Origin of the sequence: Modicisalibacter luteus DSM 23508, from assembly GCF_000378505.1 — a bacterium.
Lineage (GTDB): Bacteria > Pseudomonadota > Gammaproteobacteria > Pseudomonadales > Halomonadaceae > Modicisalibacter > Modicisalibacter luteus.
This window is the reverse complement of record NZ_KB900004.1, coordinates 36,248-52,377: the sequence shown is the minus strand read 5'-3', so window position 1 is coordinate 52,377 and position 16,130 is coordinate 36,248. Positions and strand designations below refer to the sequence as shown.

General features: G+C 59.4%; 14 protein-coding genes and 1 riboswitch. Of the genes, 9 read left to right on the top strand and 5 right to left on the bottom strand.

The genetic code is table 11. The annotated features are described in order from the left end of the window. On the bottom strand, positions 1-420 hold the full coding sequence (locus F568_RS0118970) for a hypothetical protein (RefSeq protein ID WP_019020349.1): 420 nt from the start codon (positions 418-420) through the stop codon (positions 1-3). Next, positions 404-1,210 carry a J domain-containing protein gene (locus F568_RS0118965; RefSeq protein WP_019020348.1) on the bottom strand — a complete coding sequence of 269 codons (807 nt, stop codon included), beginning with the start codon at positions 1,208-1,210 and terminating at the stop codon, positions 404-406. Before F568_RS0118965 ends, F568_RS0118970 begins: the two co-directional genes overlap by 17 nt. A 198-nt stretch (positions 1,211-1,408) precedes the next feature. On the opposite strand from F568_RS0118965, the gene F568_RS0118960 reads away from it, so the two are divergent. From F568_RS0118960 to cyoE, 8 genes are all read left to right on the top strand, one after another. Then, positions 1,409-2,752 carry a hypothetical protein gene (locus F568_RS0118960; protein WP_019020347.1) on the top strand — a complete coding sequence of 448 codons (1,344 nt, stop codon included), beginning with the start codon at positions 1,409-1,411 and terminating at the stop codon, positions 2,750-2,752. Positions 2,753-2,863: 111 nt separating this feature from the next. Then, entirely contained in the window at positions 2,864-3,079 is a 216-nt protein-coding gene (locus F568_RS0118955; protein WP_019020346.1) for a CsbD family protein, read from the top strand. An 83-nt stretch (positions 3,080-3,162) separates the two neighbouring features. After that, entirely contained in the window at positions 3,163-3,483 is a 321-nt protein-coding gene (locus F568_RS0118950; RefSeq protein ID WP_019020345.1) for a glutaredoxin family protein, read from the top strand. 376 nt (positions 3,484-3,859) lie between these two features. After that, on the top strand, positions 3,860-4,816 hold the full coding sequence (cyoA, locus tag F568_RS0118945; RefSeq protein ID WP_083933070.1) for a ubiquinol oxidase subunit II: 957 nt from the start codon (positions 3,860-3,862) through the stop codon (positions 4,814-4,816). A 5-nt stretch (positions 4,817-4,821) separates the two neighbouring features. Beyond that, positions 4,822-6,849: a cytochrome o ubiquinol oxidase subunit I gene (gene cyoB, locus F568_RS0118940; RefSeq protein WP_040476631.1), complete on the top strand. Its 2,028-nt coding sequence runs from the start codon at positions 4,822-4,824 to the stop codon at positions 6,847-6,849. Continuing rightward, positions 6,849-7,475: a cytochrome o ubiquinol oxidase subunit III gene (gene cyoC / locus F568_RS0118935; protein ID WP_019020342.1), complete on the top strand. Its 627-nt coding sequence runs from the start codon at positions 6,849-6,851 to the stop codon at positions 7,473-7,475. The genes cyoB and cyoC overlap by 1 nt, the downstream gene beginning before the upstream one ends. A gap of 1 nt (position 7,476) precedes the next feature. Further along, the gene (cyoD, locus tag F568_RS0118930; protein ID WP_019020341.1) at positions 7,477-7,809 is read left to right on the top strand and encodes a cytochrome o ubiquinol oxidase subunit IV; all 333 of its coding nucleotides are present in this window, start codon (positions 7,477-7,479) and stop codon (positions 7,807-7,809) included. A 12-nt stretch (positions 7,810-7,821) separates the two neighbouring features. Continuing rightward, on the top strand, positions 7,822-8,745 hold the full coding sequence (cyoE, locus tag F568_RS0118925; protein ID WP_019020340.1) for a heme o synthase: 924 nt from the start codon (positions 7,822-7,824) through the stop codon (positions 8,743-8,745). An 87-nt stretch (positions 8,746-8,832) separates the two neighbouring features. Here cyoE and F568_RS0118920 read toward each other — a convergent pair whose 3' ends face one another. Both F568_RS0118920 and F568_RS0118915 read right to left on the bottom strand, forming a co-directional pair. Then, entirely contained in the window at positions 8,833-9,957 is a 1,125-nt protein-coding gene (locus F568_RS0118920; RefSeq protein ID WP_019020339.1) for an aminotransferase class V-fold PLP-dependent enzyme, read from the bottom strand. A 175-nt stretch (positions 9,958-10,132) separates the two neighbouring features. Further along, positions 10,133-11,167 carry a L,D-transpeptidase family protein gene (locus F568_RS0118915; RefSeq protein ID WP_019020338.1) on the bottom strand — a complete coding sequence of 345 codons (1,035 nt, stop codon included), beginning with the start codon at positions 11,165-11,167 and terminating at the stop codon, positions 10,133-10,135. 199 nt (positions 11,168-11,366) lie between these two features. On the opposite strand from F568_RS0118915, the gene F568_RS23325 reads away from it, so the two are divergent. Beyond that, the gene (locus F568_RS23325) at positions 11,367-13,937 is read left to right on the top strand and encodes a heavy metal translocating P-type ATPase (RefSeq protein ID WP_019020337.1); all 2,571 of its coding nucleotides are present in this window, start codon (positions 11,367-11,369) and stop codon (positions 13,935-13,937) included. Positions 13,938-14,001: 64 nt separating this feature from the next. Here the strand turns inward: F568_RS23325 and thiC are convergent, their stop codons facing one another. Then, positions 14,002-15,891, bottom strand: coding sequence for a phosphomethylpyrimidine synthase ThiC (thiC, locus tag F568_RS0118905; RefSeq protein WP_019020336.1), 1,890 nt, complete (start codon positions 15,889-15,891; stop codon positions 14,002-14,004). 77 nt (positions 15,892-15,968) lie between these two features. Next, positions 15,969-16,114, bottom strand: a riboswitch (TPP riboswitch). Positions 16,115-16,130 lie beyond the last annotated feature (16 nt).

Here is a 16,130-nt window from a genome sequence, read left to right as displayed (position 1 = left end):
TCAGTCAGCAAGGAAGCCCACGGCAACGGTCGCCGTGGCGATCATGGCAAATCCGCCCGCGACGATCCAAGGGCTATAGCGACGCCAGCGCTGGAAGGTATCGTGAAGCGATACAGCCTGCGTGACCTTGCTGACCAGTGCATCGTGACGAGAGCGGTCGTTATCGGGTGCCAGCGAGAAGTCGTTGGCTGCACTGTCCAGCCAGTACTGGCCGTGGGTGAGTCCGAGTCGCGCACGCAAGCGGCCAATGTCGCACAGCAGGGCGTGCAGGCGATCATACTCCTCACGGCGTGACTTCACGCCCAGCACGACGCTGGCTTCGGTTTTCAACGCCGTGTGCTGACAAGCCTCGATGGCCGCAGCGACTTCCGCGTCGGAGGCGGTCTGGCTGATACCCAGGCGTTTATAGAGATCGCGCATCTTGCATCAGGTATTCGTAGGCTTTCTGGATTTTTTGAAAACGCATGGATGCCGAGGCCACATCCCGCTCGCCGAGCGCAAAGAACCGGTCGGGATGGTGGGTCTGCGCCAGGCGCCGGTAGGCCTTCTTTATCTCGCTACGTGTCGCACCGGCGTCAAGGCCTAAAATGGCCAGCGCACGTAGGGTCTTGTCTCCATGGGGCCGCCCGCTGCCTTGCCGGGACCCGCCAGTGCCTTCCTGCGAATGGCGCTGCCTATGGTGGGATTGCTGCTCGCGCTGACGCTGTTCGGATTGCGAACGCTGCTGTTGTCGGGCATGCTCGCGCGCCTGCCAGTAGGCTTCGCGGCTCGGGTCTTCCGGGCTCTCGAAGGGCTTGCCTATCACTTCGAGATACAACTGGGCGAACTGGGGCGGGGAAGTGCCCAGCAGATCAGCCAGAAACCGCAGGATATGGTTGGTGGCCGCGGCCAGCTTGCCCTCGGTGACGGCAATTTCGATCGCCTGCCTCAAAAATGGCGAGGCCTGGGTACCCCAGCGATCCTTCTGCAGGACTTCGGCAGCGAGCTGGACAGCATCCAGGTCCTGGCGTGCGCCAATATCGAGAATCGCCTGACAATCGTGCCCATGTCGCATGCTGGCCGACATGTCGGCCAGCCGCTGCCGGTCCGTCTCGGACAGACTGCCCTTGCTGGCTGCCACCCAGGTCAGCAGAAGCAGGGCAGCCGTATCCGTTTGATTCCTGCTTTTCAGCAGCAGCAATTCGAACGGTGAAAAGCGGGTTGTCGCCATGCCTGACTCCGGCCGATCCAGCGTGTTGTTATGGTCAAGGACGCTGCAGTATACCCAATGGCCATGGTATTTGTCGGCAGCCGCTCTTGTGAGAAAAGCGCAACGAAAAGCGCTCGCCTCACCGCACGTTTCGGGGCAATGGTTGTCCATGGCCGATAACAAATCATTAGCTTCAACCTATGGAGAACCGGCAGCAACGTGATCAGCGTCGAGAAGAAAGATGGTTTCAATATCAAGATATCGCGGCGGTTGCGCGAGGCAACCTCCCACAAGCTGGACCTTTACCTTTTCGTGCCCGGGGAACTGGGCCTGACGACGCATGTAGTGCCGGAGAGCGAGTTCTACCACAACGCCATTCACGTCAAGCGTACCTATTACAGCGACAAGCACCATTTACCGCTGGTGCATAGCCGTCTGGCCAGCCGTGGCAAGCTGTCCAGCGAGCAGTACCGGTTGAGCCTCAGCCTGTATGCCTACCAGTACATCGTTGCCTTGGAAACATCGACACGTGAAGTGCTGAGCGCCGACGAGGAAAGCCAGCTCGACCAGCTACAAGAACTGGTCGAGCTGGCACTGGGCATCCTCAAGCGGCTGCGACGCAATACGCCCAGCGACGACGGCATGCTGCAATATTACGTCAATATCGATAACTATCTCTCGTGGGCCACCGAACAGCGCCTGCTGTCACTGATTGTCAGTCTGCCTGACAGCGAAGACTACCATCCCGTTCGTGAGCGGCTGCTGGAGATATGCGAAGCGGAAAGTGCCTACCGCTACGAGCAGAACTACAACTCCAGCCACGCCCTTCAGGATCCCGAGCGTATATCCAACAAGATGCGCCTGCTGCGTCGCCTCATCGAGCATCCGGTCACGTTAGGCGCCCAAGTCCAGGAGTTGGGTCAGGGCGAGGAGAAACTGGTCAAGGGAACAGCCACGGCAATTGTCATGATCTTCGTTACGTTAATGGTGCTACAGGCCAACCATGTGCTCAGCCATCTGACGACTCTTTTCGTCTTTGTGCTGGCGATCATCTATGCGCTGCGCGAGGTCTTCAAGGATGACTTGCGCAACACGCTATGGCGCTGGTTACGCAAAGGACGCCCCAAGTGGCGGAGGCATTACTTCGATGCCAACAGCGGGGAGCTCGTCGGGCGTCAACTTGAGTGGTTCGATTACCAGCGGGTGCACAAGCTCGACGACGATATTCTGGTGGCACGTCGCGCCAACGTAACCCAGCGGGAAGAAGTCGTACTGCATTACGGCAGCAGTTCTCGCATGTCGCCGACTCGCTTTTTGAGCGGTTATGAAGAAGTACGCGAAACCCTGCTCCTTGACCTCGACGTACTGTCCAAGCTCATGGACAAGGGCGCGCACGATGTCTATCGACTCATCGATGGCGAAGTGGCATGTGAAACCGTCGAGAAGCGCTATCTGGTCAATCTGGTGGCCAGGCAGACTCAGGGGGATGGTCAGGCCACGATCCAGCGCTGGAAAATCGTCATGAACCGCTCGCGGATCATCGATATCGAAGCGGTAACGTAGATAAGAACCCTGGCGCTCGTGGCGTATTGATACTCAGGCATAACTGCTACGCTGAAATTAAGCGACAGGGATCGTCCTCATCGCTGTGTATCCTGATATTGGAGGTGTCGCATGAAGGACTCAAAGACGGACAAGTCGGAAGGCATGATCGATCGCGCTGCCGGCAAGGCCAAGGAAGCGCTTGGCAAGGCCGGCAATGATCGGGACACCGAAACTCAAGGCAAGGCCCAGACCTCGAAAGGCCATGCCAAACAAGCCAAGGGGGATTTGAAAGATACCCTGCAATCGGGAAGCCAAACCGGGCAGAAGGACACATCTGGCCGCTAGGTGTTGCAACGAATCGATTCCTGAAACGGCATTCAGTCAAACGGACAGGTGTACGCCTGCCCAGGACAGGGATGGAATAGCCCATGTTTGGAAGCAAGACAAAGAAGCGCTCGCCCGAGCATCAGGCCGAAGTGGAAAGACTTTGCCAGGGCCTGGCCCTCTATCAGACGCAGTCTTGCCCGTTTTGCGTGAAGGTCCGGCGTGAAATCGATCGGCTCAACCTGCCCATAGAATTGCGTGATGTGGGGCGTAACCCCGAGTACCGTAAAGAACAGATCGAGGCTAGCGGGCGCGCCACGGTGCCATGCCTGAAGATCACCGACGACCAGGGCAAGGTGACGTGGATGTACGAGTCCGAGGACATCAATCGTTACCTGCGTCGGCGTTTCGAAGCGACCTCCTGAGACGTTATTGGCCATCGCTTGGGCGTTGGCCAATGCCCTTTCTCGATGGGCAAGCAAGACAGAAAAAGCCAATAGAATCCTTCCCTTCCAGGCCAAACATGGGCCTGCGACAAAACGCCCCTTTCTGTGTCGCACCGATTACGCGACAATTCGCCGCTCTCTCGATTTGGCGACCTCTTCATCCCTTCCCTTGACGAAGCGGGTCTGTCTAAAGGCGTGTTCACGTGTCGGGACGCGCCGCTCGAGTGAACTCTCGTGCGGGTGTCGCCAGGAAGGCGGAACAGCATCCGGTCCCTGATAAGTCAACTTATTATCCTGCTAATCATTAGCTTGGGTGTATTAGATGGCCACTTCCATGCCTGAACGAAGCCGTAGGATGAGGATAAAAAACCTCATTTTTTTCAAAGCGTTGCCATTCCTGATCCTTCCACTGCTATTGAGTGGATGCAGTATGGCGTTGATGGACCCCAAAGGGGCAGTCGGCAGTGAGATCAAATCGCTGATTATCACTTCTTTCTGGCTGATGATGATCGTGGTTATCCCGGTCATCGTGATGACGTTCCTGTTCGCTTGGCGTTACCGCAACACCAACTACAAGGCCAAGTACACGCCGAACTGGGCCCACTCCAACGTGATCGAGTCGATCGTCTGGTTCATTCCCTTGGTAATCATCGCGTTCCTCGCGGTCATTACCTGGCAGACCTCGCACTCACTCAACCCCAGTGCGCCCATCCAGGCCGAGGAAGGCGTCGAGCCGATGGAAATCGATGTCGTTGCTCTCGACTGGAAATGGCTGTTCATCTATCCCGACCAGGGCATCGCCAGCGTCAATGAAGTTGCGTTCCCGGTAGACACGCCGGTGCAGTTCAATATCACGTCCGGCACGGTGATGAACTCGTTCATGATTCCGCGTCTGGGCAGCCAGCTCTATGCCATGGCCGGCATGGACAACAATCTGTATCTGATCGCCAATGAAGAAGGCGTCTATCCCGGCCGCTCCACCAACTACAGCGGGGCAGGTTTCTCAGAGATGCTCTTCGAGGCGCAAGTCACCTCGCAGGAAGGGTTCGAGGCATGGGTCGAAAAGGTGCGTCAGTCGCCCAAATCCCTCTCCTTCGCCGAAGGCTATGAGGAGCTTGCAGCGCCGAGCGTCGCTCACCCGGTCGAGTATTTCTCGAGCGTACCAGCAGAGCTCTACGACAACATCATCATGAGCTTCAAGAACGGCACGGCTGTCCAGCCAGGGCACAGTGGCGGCCATGGTGGCCATCAGGCAGCAGAGCAGTCTGCCCATGGGCATGACGTAGCCATGAGCGCAGAGGTAGCGGAGTAACAGTTATGTTAGGAAAATTGAGTTGGGATTCGATTCCCTATCACGACCCGATAATTATGGTGGTTGTTGCCGCCATGGGCGTGATCATGGCTGGAATCGTGGCTTGGATTACGTATCGCAAGAGCTGGGGCTACTTGTGGACGGAGTGGATCACTTCCGTCGATCACAAGAAACTCGGCATCATGTATTTTCTTGTCGCTTTGATCATGCTGATCCGCGGCTTCGCCGACGCGCTCATGATGCGTACGCAACAGGCGGTTGCCGCAGGCGGGGCCGAAGGCTTCCTGCCACCTGAGCACTACGACCAGATCTTCACCGCTCATGGTGTGATCATGATCTTCTTCGTGGCCATGCCCATGGTCATCGGCCTGATGAACCTGGTCGTGCCGCTGCAGATCGGTGCGCGTGACGTGGCCTACCCGTTCCTGAACAACCTGAGCTTCTGGCTGTTCGCGGCGGGCGTGATCCTGATCAACGTGTCGCTGTTCATCGGCGAGTTCGCCAAGACCGGCTGGCTGGCCTATGCGCCGCTCTCTGGGATCGATTACAGTCCCGGGGTCGGGGTCGATTACTGGATATGGGCACTGCAGATATCGGGGATAGGTACAACCCTGACCGGTATCAACTTCTTCGTGACGATCCTCAAGATGCGCACCAAGGGCATGACCCTGTTCCGCATGCCGATCTTCACCTGGACGTCTTTCTGCGCCAACATTCTGATCATTGCTTCCTTCCCGATCCTGACCGCGACCATCGCGATGCTGACGCTGGATCGCTACCTCGGCACGAATTTCTTCACCAATGACCTTGGTGGGAACCAGATGATGTACGTCAACCTCATCTGGGCCTGGGGACACCCCGAGGTATATATCCTGATTCTGCCTGCATTCGGCGTGTTCTCTGAAGTCATCGCCACGTACAGCAGAAAGCGCCTGTTCGGCTACCACACCATGGTATGGGCGACGATGGCCATCTCGTTCCTGGCCTTCATTGTCTGGCTGCACCACTTCTTCACCATGGGGGCGGGCGCCAACGTCAATGCCTTCTTCGGCATCGCGACGATGATCATCGCCATACCTACAGGGGTGAAGATATTCAACTGGTTGTTCACGATGTACCGAGGCCGTGTGCAGTTCACCTCACCGGTACTGTGGACGCTGGGCTTCATCGTCACCTTCTCGCTGGGTGGCATGACCGGCGTGATGCTGGCAGTGCCTGCGGCTAACTTCGTCCTCCACAACACCGTGTTCGTTATTGCCCATTTCCATAACGTCATCATCGGTGGGGTGGTGTTCGGCATGCTGGCCGGTCTGACCTACTGGTTCCCCAAGGCGTTCGGCTTCAAACTGGACGAGACGTGGGGCAAGCGCTCCTTCTGGTGCTGGCTGATTGGTTTCTTCCTTGCCTTTACACCGATCTACGTACTGAGCTTCCACGGTGCCGTGCGTCGCATGCAGTCGTATGCTAACCCCGAGTGGCAGCCGTTCATGATCGTGTCTCTGCTTGGTGCTCTCGTCATCATGCTGGGTATCGCATGTACTGTGGTCCAGTTCGTCGTCAGCTACCGCAACCGTGAGCAGCTGCGTGATGTGACCGGCGATCCTTGGGACGGACGTACTCTGGAGTGGTCGACCTCGTCACCGGCACCGTTCTATAACTTTGCGCACCTGCCGGAAGTGAAGTCCATCGATAGCTTCTGGGAGATGAAGCAGGCAGGCGAGTTCGAGGCTTCCAAGCCGCCGTATCAGGACATTCACATGCCCAAGAATACTGCGGCCGGTCCGATCATTAGCCTGTTCGCGACGATCCTCGGTTTTGCCTTGGTCTGGCACATCTGGTGGCTGGCCATCGTTGGTGCCCTGGGTGTCTTCGTCAGCTTCTTGGCACGCATCTTCAATGATGATGTGGATTACTACGTACCTGCTTCGGAAGTCGAGCTTATCGAGCGCGAACACCACAAGCGCCTCTCTGAGGTCGTAGACAGCGATAACCGCGGTACCGCGCAGGTTGGCAACATGGGGGTGCAGTCGTAATGGCTACCGATACTCTTGGCAACCGTATTGTTGAAGTTAGCGAGCACGGGCACGACCACGATCATCACGATGCCGCTGGCATGAAGGTGTTCGGCTTCTGGGTCTACCTGATGAGCGACCTGATTATCTTCGGGACGCTGTTCGCTACCTATGCCGTGCTCGTTGGGGGCACGGCGGATGGTCCGACGCCCGGAGAGATCTTCGATCTACCGCTCATCCTGGCCGGTACCTTCTTCCTGCTGTTCAGCAGTTTCACCTACGGGATGGCCGTGCTGGCCATGAACGACAACAAGCTCGGCCAGCTCAAGGCCTGGCTGTGGGTGACCTTCGTGCTGGGGGCCGGCTTCATCGGGCTGGAACTCTACGAGTTCCAGCACCTGATTCATGAAGGCTATGGTCCGGATCGCAGCGCCTTCCTATCGGCCTTCTTCACGCTGGTCGGCACCCACGGCCTGCACGTGTTCTTCGGCATGATCTGGATGCTGGTGATGCTGGTCCAGCTCCAGACCAAGGGGCTGAACGACATCACGCGTCCGCGCATCATGTGCCTGAGCCTGTTCTGGCACTTCCTGGACATCGTCTGGATCTGCGTGTTCACCTTCGTCTATCTCATGGGGGCTATGTGACATGAGCGGTTCACACTCAAGCCACGGCGAGGCTAGCCACGGCAGCGTCAAGTCCTATGTCATCGGGCTGGTCCTGTCCATCGTTCTGACCATCGTCGCGTTCGGCATGGTCATGACCGGGGCATTCAGTACGCTGACTACGGTGATTGTTATCGTTAGTGCTGCGGTACTGCAGCTTCTCGTGCAGCTGATCATGTTCCTGCATATGAACACCAAGGCCGATGAGGGCTGGAATCTGATGTCGTTCGTTTTCACGGTGAAGATTCTGGTGCTGGTGATTGGTGGTTCGCTGTGGATCATGCACAACCTGCACTCCAACATGATGCTCGACTAAGCTGGCAATGCGATGATCAAGCTCTATCTGAACCTGACCAAGCCGGGAATCATCTTCGGTAACTTGATTTCCGTGACGGGCGGCTATTTTCTAGCCGCCCGGGGGGAGTTCCATCTTCCCCTGTTTCTCGCTACGTTGGCTGGGGTCGCGTTGGTAATCGCTTCCGGCTGCGTGTTCAACAACGTCATCGATCGCGATATCGACGTCAAGATGGAGCGCACCCGCAACCGGGCTCTGGCCCGTGGGTTGGTATCACCGCGCGTCGCGCTGGCTTATGCCACGGCATTGGGGATAGCCGGGTTCGCATTGCTCTATTGGGGTGCGAACCCGCTGGCTGCGCTGTTCGCCGGGCTGGGATTCTTCGTCTATGTCGTACTCTACAGCCTCTACCTGAAGCGCAATTCGGTCTATGGCACTCTTGTCGGTAGCCTGTCCGGTGCCACACCGCCGGTCATCGGCTACTGCGCCGCCAGTGGCCAGTTCGACATGGGGGGGGCGGTTCTGCTGCTGATTTTCAGTCTCTGGCAGATGCCGCATTCCTACGCAATCGCGATCTTCCGCTTCAACGACTACCGTGCCGCCTCGATTCCGGTGCTGCCGGTGAAGAAGGGGATCGCCGCAGCGAAGCGCTCCATCGTGCTGTACATCATAGCCTTCATGGCGGCGGCACTGGCCTTGTCGTTGTTGGGCTATGCCGGCTACGGCTATTTTGCCGTCGCGGCGACGATGAGCCTCTACTGGCTCTACCTTGCCTCGCTGGGCTATCGCAAGGGTGACGACAACGCCTGGGCGAAGAAACAGTTTGCGTTCTCGATCGTGATGATCACGGCATTGAGTGTAATGATGGCCGTGGATTTTAGTGTAGCGCCGGCGACCATGCTCGCCGACGCTCAACCTCAGATCGATAGCTTTCTGCGCACTAATCTGTCTCAGTAAGCCCTCAGCGCAACGCAATCACAGCTTGATTGGGCAATATCAGCGCCCTGGCCAACTGGCCAGGGCGTTTTTCGTGTTGGTGGGGTTCTACACCTTAAGACGAGAAAGCGCGTGCTCTAGCGTCTCGACGCTACGCTCGATATGGTGCAGCTTGTCGAGGCCGAACAACCCGATGCGGAACGTTCTGAAGTCATCGCCTTCATCGCACATCAGCGGAACACCAGCCGCCACCTGCAAGCCGGCCTGGGCGAACTTGGCGGCGATGCCTGGGTCGTCGGTATAGCTGACTACCACCCCGGGCGCCTGGAAGCCATCCGCGGCCACGCTGTAGAAGCCTCTCTCAGCGAGTAACGTACGCACCCGGTCGCCGAGCAGTTGCTGTTCGGCACGGACCTCGGCGAAGCCATAGGCTTCGGTTTCGCGCATGATGTCGCGCAGCCGAGTCAGGCCATCGGTGGGCATGGTGGCATGGTAGGCATGGCCGCCACCTTCATAGGCCTGCATGATTGCTAGCCACTTGCGCAGATCGGCGGCAAAGCTCGTGCTGGTGGTAGACTCGATGCGTTCCAGTGCACGGATCCCCAGCATGACCATGGCGCAGCAGGGGGAGGCGCTCCAGCCTTTTTGCGGGGCGCTGATCAGAATATCGACGCCGATGTCCTGCATGTCTACCCACAGCGTGCCGGAGGCGATGCAGTCGAGCACGAACAGCCCGCCGACGTCATGCGTGGCTTGTGCCACTCGGCGCAGGTAATCATCGGGCAAAAGCATGCCCGAGGCGGTTTCCACATGTGGGGCGAAGACTATGGATGGCCGCTGCTTTTCGATGGTGGCAATAACTTCATCGATGGGCGCAGGGGTGAAGGGCGCCTTAGGTTCATCGCTGATGGGCCTGGCCTTGAGCACCGTTTGGGACGCAGGAATGTTGCCCATCTCGAAAATCTGTGACCAGCGATAGCTGAACCAGCCGTTGCGAATCACCAGGCACGACTGACCGGTAGCGAACTGTCGAGCGACCGCCTCCATGCCAAAGGTGCCACTGCCCGGGACGATGACTGCCGCCTCGGCGTTATAGACTTGCTTGAGCGTGCGAGAGATATCCCGCATCACGTCCTGAAAGCTCTGGGACATGTGGTTGAGGGAGCGATCCGTGTAGACCACGGAATATTCGAGTAGACCGTCCGGGTCCACGTCGGGCAGCAGGCCTGGCATGCGCATCATCTCCTAATCGCTGTATACAAAGCTGAGGATATTCGCTAGCGAGGCCGGCGGCCAGTCCTGGGCGGGACGAAACCAGGGATGAAGGGCGAATGGCAACTCGCCGGGCAAATGTCTGCCCGGCGAGCCTTTACCCTACTGATGGGGCATCACGTTTCTCTGGTCTGGATCAATCGTCTGTCGCTTGAACCGGCGTTGCGTCGAGTTGACTGAACAGAGTCGGGTCGAGTGTTACCTGATCGTAGAAATGATAGGGAACCTCGAACGGTGCATCGGTCAGCATCACCGGGTGGGGGATCCCATCGGGATTGACCACCAGTTCCTTCAGTCGAGCGTAATCGACGAGTACACCACGCTGGTTTGCTGCCTGAGTCACGGAGGCGAAGGTTTGCTCGACGCGCTCCGCCAGCTCTTCCGGCGTGGTCTCGGGAATAGGGTAACTCTGAACCTCCAGTGTGCCTCTTTGCGTCCAGCCGATCTTGACCGGCTCGTCGATCAGGCGGACCTGGGTACCCTTTGGCACGCGATAGATAAGATCTTCAATATCGCCCGGCAACATGCGGATGCAACCATGTGAGACCCGCATTCCGACCCCTTCGGGGCGATTGGTGCCGTGAATCAGGTAACCGGGAATGCCCAGCAATATAGCGTACTCACCCAGCGGGTTGTCCGGCCCGGGGGGGACAACACTCGGCAGCGTTTCGCCACGCTCGGCATGCTCCTTGATGATGCTTTGCGGCGGATACCAAGCGGGTTGTTCCAGCTTGTGGGTGACCGTCGTTGTTCCCAGCGGCGTCTGCCAGTCCAACCGTCCAATACCGATAGGGTAGGTCTCTACGCGCGGTGTTTCGTCACCCTGCACCGAAGGGTAGTAATAGAGACGCAACTCAGCCAGATTGACGACGATACCTTCGCGTGGGCCGGGTGGCAGGATGTAACGTGTCGGCAGCACGACCTCGGTTCCTTCGCCAGGCAGCCATGTCCGGGTGTCTGGATTGGCGGCACGCATGGCGTTGAAGCCGATACCGCGACTCAGGCCAATATCGATGAGGGTGTCTTCCTGTGAGGCTTCGACCGTCTGGACCTGGCCGACAACATCACCTTGCTCAGGAAGCGGATAATGTCCGGTCGTTGATGACTCGTCCTCCTGCGCCAGAAGCATGCGCGGCATGGCCAACATGCCCAGCGCCATCCAGTAACCCATCCCTCGTTTCCATACTCTCATCATCGTGACCTGTCGAACGTTTCCTTCGGTGGGGCGGAATGCCGTGGTGGAGGCCGTAAACTAAACGAACGGCACCTTCGGGTCCAATGGGTTGTCTTCCTTGCGTCGTGAAACTTGGCTTGAGTCTGTAGTCGCTACAGGGAATAGACTACCGGCAAAATGAATCAGAGGCCTATCCATGGCAACCGAATCCGCTTCATTCGACATCACGCATCAATGGATTGTTCAGGGAATGGACTGCCCGAGCTGTGCCACCAGGATTCGCGGTGCCGTGGAGCGTCTGGCCGGAGTGCAGGACGTGCAGGTCTCGGTCACGGACGAGACGCTGTCTCTACGGCTTGATACGGACAAGACCTCGCCGACACGGGTCGAACGCACCGTCGAGGCCTTGGGTTACGGTATCGCTCTCCAAACCGACGGCCGACAGGGAGCGGCAGTCTCCTGTTGCCAGTCGTCCTGCTGCGGTAGTCAGGTTGCCAACAGTGAGGCTGAGAGCGCCCCCGCCGACGACATGTTGAGCTGGCATGTCGAGGGCATGGATTGCCCCAGTTGCGTGACCAAGGTACGCGGTGCGGTGGAGCGGTTGCCCGGTGTGGCGGACGTCCGAGTATCACTAATGCGCGAGACGCTTTCCCTGCACCTCGACGAGGCTCGCATTTCACGTACCGATGTCGAACGGGAGGTCGCCAGACTCGGCTATCGGATGTCCAGGCAGGGCGATGCGCAAGGTGCCGGCGATGATCTCGAACCGTCATCTTTCTTCGCAAGGATGAAGCGCGGGCTGCGCAGCGGCAAGGCTCGCCTGGTGCTTTTGACGGGGGCGCTGCTGCTGGGGGCGCTAGTCGTCAGCCTGCTGGCACCGGCACCCTGGGGCGATTGGGCCTTTGCACTGGCTTGCCTGGTCGGGGTCGTGCCCGTGGCGCAACGGGCCTTTGCCGCCTTGCGTGCCGGCATGCCCTTCACCATCGAGATGCTAATGACTTTGGCTGCCGGCGGCGCGCTGGTGATCGGGGCGGCCGAGGAAGCGGCGTTGGTCATCTTTCTGTTCGCCGTCGGCGAAGTGCTAGAAGGGGTTGCCGCCGATCGGGCACGGGCCGGTATTCGGGCGCTTGGGAACTTGGTGCCGAGGTCCGCCCGTGTCGAAGAGAACGGCGATGTTCGCCAAGTCGATGCTGCTCGTCTGCGCATCGGTCAGGTCGTTCAGGTGCGTCCAGGCGATCGTATGCCCGCCGATGGCGAAATCATCGAGGGGTCGGCGTCGCTGGATGAGTCGCCGGTCACCGGCGAGTCGCTACCAAAGAGCAAGGGCGTGGGGCAGTCGGTCTATGCCGGGTCGATCAATACCGACGCGGTGCTGCGTGTGCAGGTAACCAAGGCGCCTGAGGACAACACCATTGCCCGTATCATCCGTCTGGTCGAGGAAGCACAGGAGGCCCGTGCGCCGACCGAGCGATTCATCGACCGCTTCAGCCGAGTGTACATGCCGGCCGTGGTCGGCACGGCTGTGTTAGTCGCCGTGGTACCGCCGCTGATGTTCGGCGGCGCCTGGGGCGAATGGGTCTATCGCGCCCTGGCGCTGCTGTTGATCGGTTGCCCCTGTGCGTTGGTAATTTCGGTGCCGGCGTCCATCGCCTCGTCTTTGTCTACCGGAGCACGTCACGGATTGCTCATGAAGGGCGGGGCCGTCATCGAGACAGCCGCCCGCACCACACTGGTCGCCTTCGACAAGACCGGTACCCTGACCAACGGCAAGCCGGAGATCACCGATGTAGATACCTTCAAGGGCGGACGTAACGAGGTCATTGCCTTGGCCGCCGCGGTCGAGAGCGGTTCCAGCCACCCGCTGGCTGCAGCCATCCTGGCTCATGCCGAGACGCAGAACATCCGGGTGCCTCAAGTCAGCAAGGCCCGGGTGATTGCTGGTCATGGCGTCGAGGCACATGTCGAGAATGTGCGGACCGTTGTCGCCTCGCCGCGTTATGCCGAAGAGGCCGGCATCCTGACCGATACGGTCAAGACGCGGATAACGGCGCTGGAAGACCAGGGCAAGACCGTAGCCGTGGTGTTCCGTGAAGATGCGCTGGCAGGAATCATCGCCCTGCGTGACGAGCCACGGACCGACGCCGCTCAAGGCGTTAAATTTCTTTCGGCGCAGGGTGTGCGCAGTGTGATGCTTACCGGCGATAATCCACGTACGGCAGCGGCGATTGCCGATGGCCTCGGCCTGGAGTATCGCGCCTCGCTATTGCCCGATGACAAGGTCGCAGCGATCCGAGAGCTGACCGCCAGCGAGCATGTGATGATGGTCGGTGACGGCATCAACGACGCGCCCGCCTTGGCCACGGCGCATGTCGGGGTGGCGATGGGATCGGGCACAGACGTTGCATTGGAAACGGCGGATGGTGCGTTACTGAGAAACCGGGTAGTCGATGTTGCGGCCAAGATCGGCCTGGCCCGGGCAACGATGGCCAACATCCATCAGAACATTGCCATTGCCCTCGGGCTGAAGGGGATATTTCTGATCACTACCGTGTTCGGTATCACCGGGCTATGGTTGGCTATCCTGGCAGATACCGGCGCCACCGTGTTGGTGACCCTGAACGCATTGCGCCTGCTGCGCTTCGACCCCTGGCACCATCTGGGTATCGCGTCGGCGACCCCCGGAACGCTGGCCGCGCCAGCGGCGTCAACCTCCGATACCGTGGGCCAGTGGCAACCGGACGGCAAGGAGAGCCTGGCAAGCAAATAGCATCGATGAAAAACGCGCCGGTCGGTGACCGGCGCGTGCTATCTGTCGCTCAGACCTTTTCCGTCTAGACCTCTTTGTAGAGCTCGCCGCCCTCGCGGCGGAACTTCTCAGCCTGCTCCTCCATGCCTTTCATTACTGCTTCCTGATCACCGTCGAGACCCTTGTCCTTGGCGTAGTCACGGACTTCCTGGCTGATCTTCATCGAGCAGAACTTGGGGCCGCACATCGAGCAGAAGTGGGCCACCTTGGCCGAGTCCTTGGGTAGCGTCTCGTCGTGGTATTCCCGCGCGGTGTCGGGATCGAGGCCGAGATTGAACTGATCCTCCCAGCGGAATTCGAAACGCGCCTTGGACAGGGCATTATCGCGGCGCTGGGCGGCCGGATGGCCCTTGGCTAGGTCAGCGGCGTGAGCGGCGATCTTGTAGGTGATGATGCCGGTCTTGACGTCATCCTTGTTAGGCAGGCCGAGATGCTCCTTGGGCGTGACGTAGCAGAGCATGGCGCAGCCGTACCAGCCGATCATCGCCGCGCCGATGCCGGAGGTGATGTGGTCGTAGCCGGGAGCGATGTCGGTCACCAATGGCCCGAGCGTATAGAAGGGCGCCTCGTCGCAGTATTCGAGCTGCTTGTCCATGTTCTCTTTAATGAGATGCATGGGCACGTGCCCGGGACCCTCGATCATGACCTGCACGTCGTGCTTCCAGGCGATGTGGGTCAGTTCGCCCAGCGTCTTCAATTCGGCCATCTGCGCCTCGTCGTTGGCATCCGCCACCGAGCCCGGGCGCAGGCCATCGCCCAGCGAGAACGCTACATCGTACTGTTTGCAGATCTCGCAGATCTCTTCGAAATGGGTGTAAAGGAAGCTCTCCTGATGGTGGAAGAGGCACCATTTGGCCATGATCGAGCCACCACGCGAGACGATGCCGGTAACGCGCTTGGCGGTGAGCGGCACGTAGCGTAGCAACACACCGGCATGGATAGTGAAATAGTCCACGCCCTGTTCGGCCTGTTCGATCAACGTATCGCGGAAGACTTCCCAGGTCAGGTCTTCGGCCACGCCACCGACCTTCTCCAGGGCCTGATAGATGGGGACGGTGCCGATGGGTACCGGGGCGTTGCGGATGATCCACTCGCGGGTCTCGTGAATATTGGCGCCGGTAGATAAGTCCATGATGGTGTCGGCACCCCAACGGATGCCCCAGGTCATCTTGTCGACCTCATCCTCGATGGAGGAGGTGACCGCCGAATTGCCCAGGTTGCCGTTGATCTTCACCAGAAAGTTACGGCCGATGATCATCGGCTCGGACTCGGGATGATTGATATTGCAGGGAATGATCGCGCGGCCTTCGGCGACCTCGCGGCGCACGAACTCCGGCGTGATCTCCTCGGGCAGTCGGGCACCGAAGCCTTGGCCGGGATGTTGATGGCCGAGAATGCGCTCGACCTCTTCCGTGCCCAACGCCTGGCGACGCTGGTTCTCGCGAATGGCGATGAATTCCATTTCCGGTGTGATGATGCCTTGGCGTGCGTAGTGAAGCTGAGTGACGTTACGCCCAGGCTTGGCGCGTCTTGGCGTGCGGGTCAGGTCGAAGCGCAGCGGGGCCAGCATGGGATCGTTGGCGCGGCGCCGGCCATACTCTGAGGTGGGGCCGTCGAGAAACTCGGTGTCGTCGCGCTCGTCGATCCAGGCACGACGCAGTTCGGGCAATCCCTTGCGCAGGTCGATACGGGCGTCAGGATTGGTGTAGGGGCCGGATGTGTCGTAGACCAGCAACGGCGGATTCGCCTCGTCGGCGCCGGATGTTCTAGTCGGTGAGAGGCTGATCTCGCGAAACGGTACGCGAATGTCGGGACGCGAGCCTTCGACGTAGAGCTTGCGTGAGCCGGGCAGGGCCTGGATGGCCGCTTCGTCCACACGGGCCGTTTCGGCGAGGAAGTGATCGGTCTTTGCCACAGTTGTTCTCCCAATAATAGACAGTCGTCAGGGAGGACAGCGGAGGAGGACAGGGACAAGGCGGGGGTACGGCGTCGCCCTGCGTGTCGCTTGATCCCTACGCTGGTTCGTCCCTGGAAAGGGTTAGCCAGATCAGGTTCAACGGGCCCCACCGTGACGACGCAGCGACTGCTATGCCGTAGGGTGGTCTCAGCCGGTTCCACCGGCACCCCGTCAAGCGTTGGCACCGCCAGGCGGCG

Excerpts from the sequence above, each read along its gene's own strand:
- F568_RS0118970 (WP_019020349.1), bottom strand. The coding sequence starts at position 420 with ATGCGCGATCTCTATAAACGCCTGGGTATCAGCCAGACCGCCTCCGAC.
- F568_RS0118965 (WP_019020348.1), bottom strand. The coding sequence starts at position 1,210 with ATGGCGACAACCCGCTTTTCACCGTTCGAATTGCTGCTGCTGAAAAGC.
- F568_RS0118955 (WP_019020346.1), top strand. The coding sequence starts at position 2,864 with ATGAAGGACTCAAAGACGGACAAGTCGGAAGGCATGATCGATCGCGCT.
- F568_RS0118950 (WP_019020345.1), top strand. The coding sequence starts at position 3,163 with ATGTTTGGAAGCAAGACAAAGAAGCGCTCGCCCGAGCATCAGGCCGAA.
- cyoA (WP_083933070.1), top strand. The coding sequence starts at position 3,860 with ATGAGGATAAAAAACCTCATTTTTTTCAAAGCGTTGCCATTCCTGATC.
- cyoB (WP_040476631.1), top strand. The coding sequence starts at position 4,822 with ATGTTAGGAAAATTGAGTTGGGATTCGATTCCCTATCACGACCCGATA.
- cyoC (WP_019020342.1), top strand. The coding sequence starts at position 6,849 with ATGGCTACCGATACTCTTGGCAACCGTATTGTTGAAGTTAGCGAGCAC.
- cyoD (WP_019020341.1), top strand. The coding sequence starts at position 7,477 with ATGAGCGGTTCACACTCAAGCCACGGCGAGGCTAGCCACGGCAGCGTC.
- cyoE (WP_019020340.1), top strand. The coding sequence starts at position 7,822 with ATGATCAAGCTCTATCTGAACCTGACCAAGCCGGGAATCATCTTCGGT.
- F568_RS0118920 (WP_019020339.1), bottom strand. The coding sequence starts at position 9,957 with ATGCCAGGCCTGCTGCCCGACGTGGACCCGGACGGTCTACTCGAATAT.
- F568_RS0118915 (WP_019020338.1), bottom strand. The coding sequence starts at position 11,167 with ATGGGTTACTGGATGGCGCTGGGCATGTTGGCCATGCCGCGCATGCTT.
- F568_RS23325 (WP_019020337.1), top strand. The coding sequence starts at position 11,367 with ATGGCAACCGAATCCGCTTCATTCGACATCACGCATCAATGGATTGTT.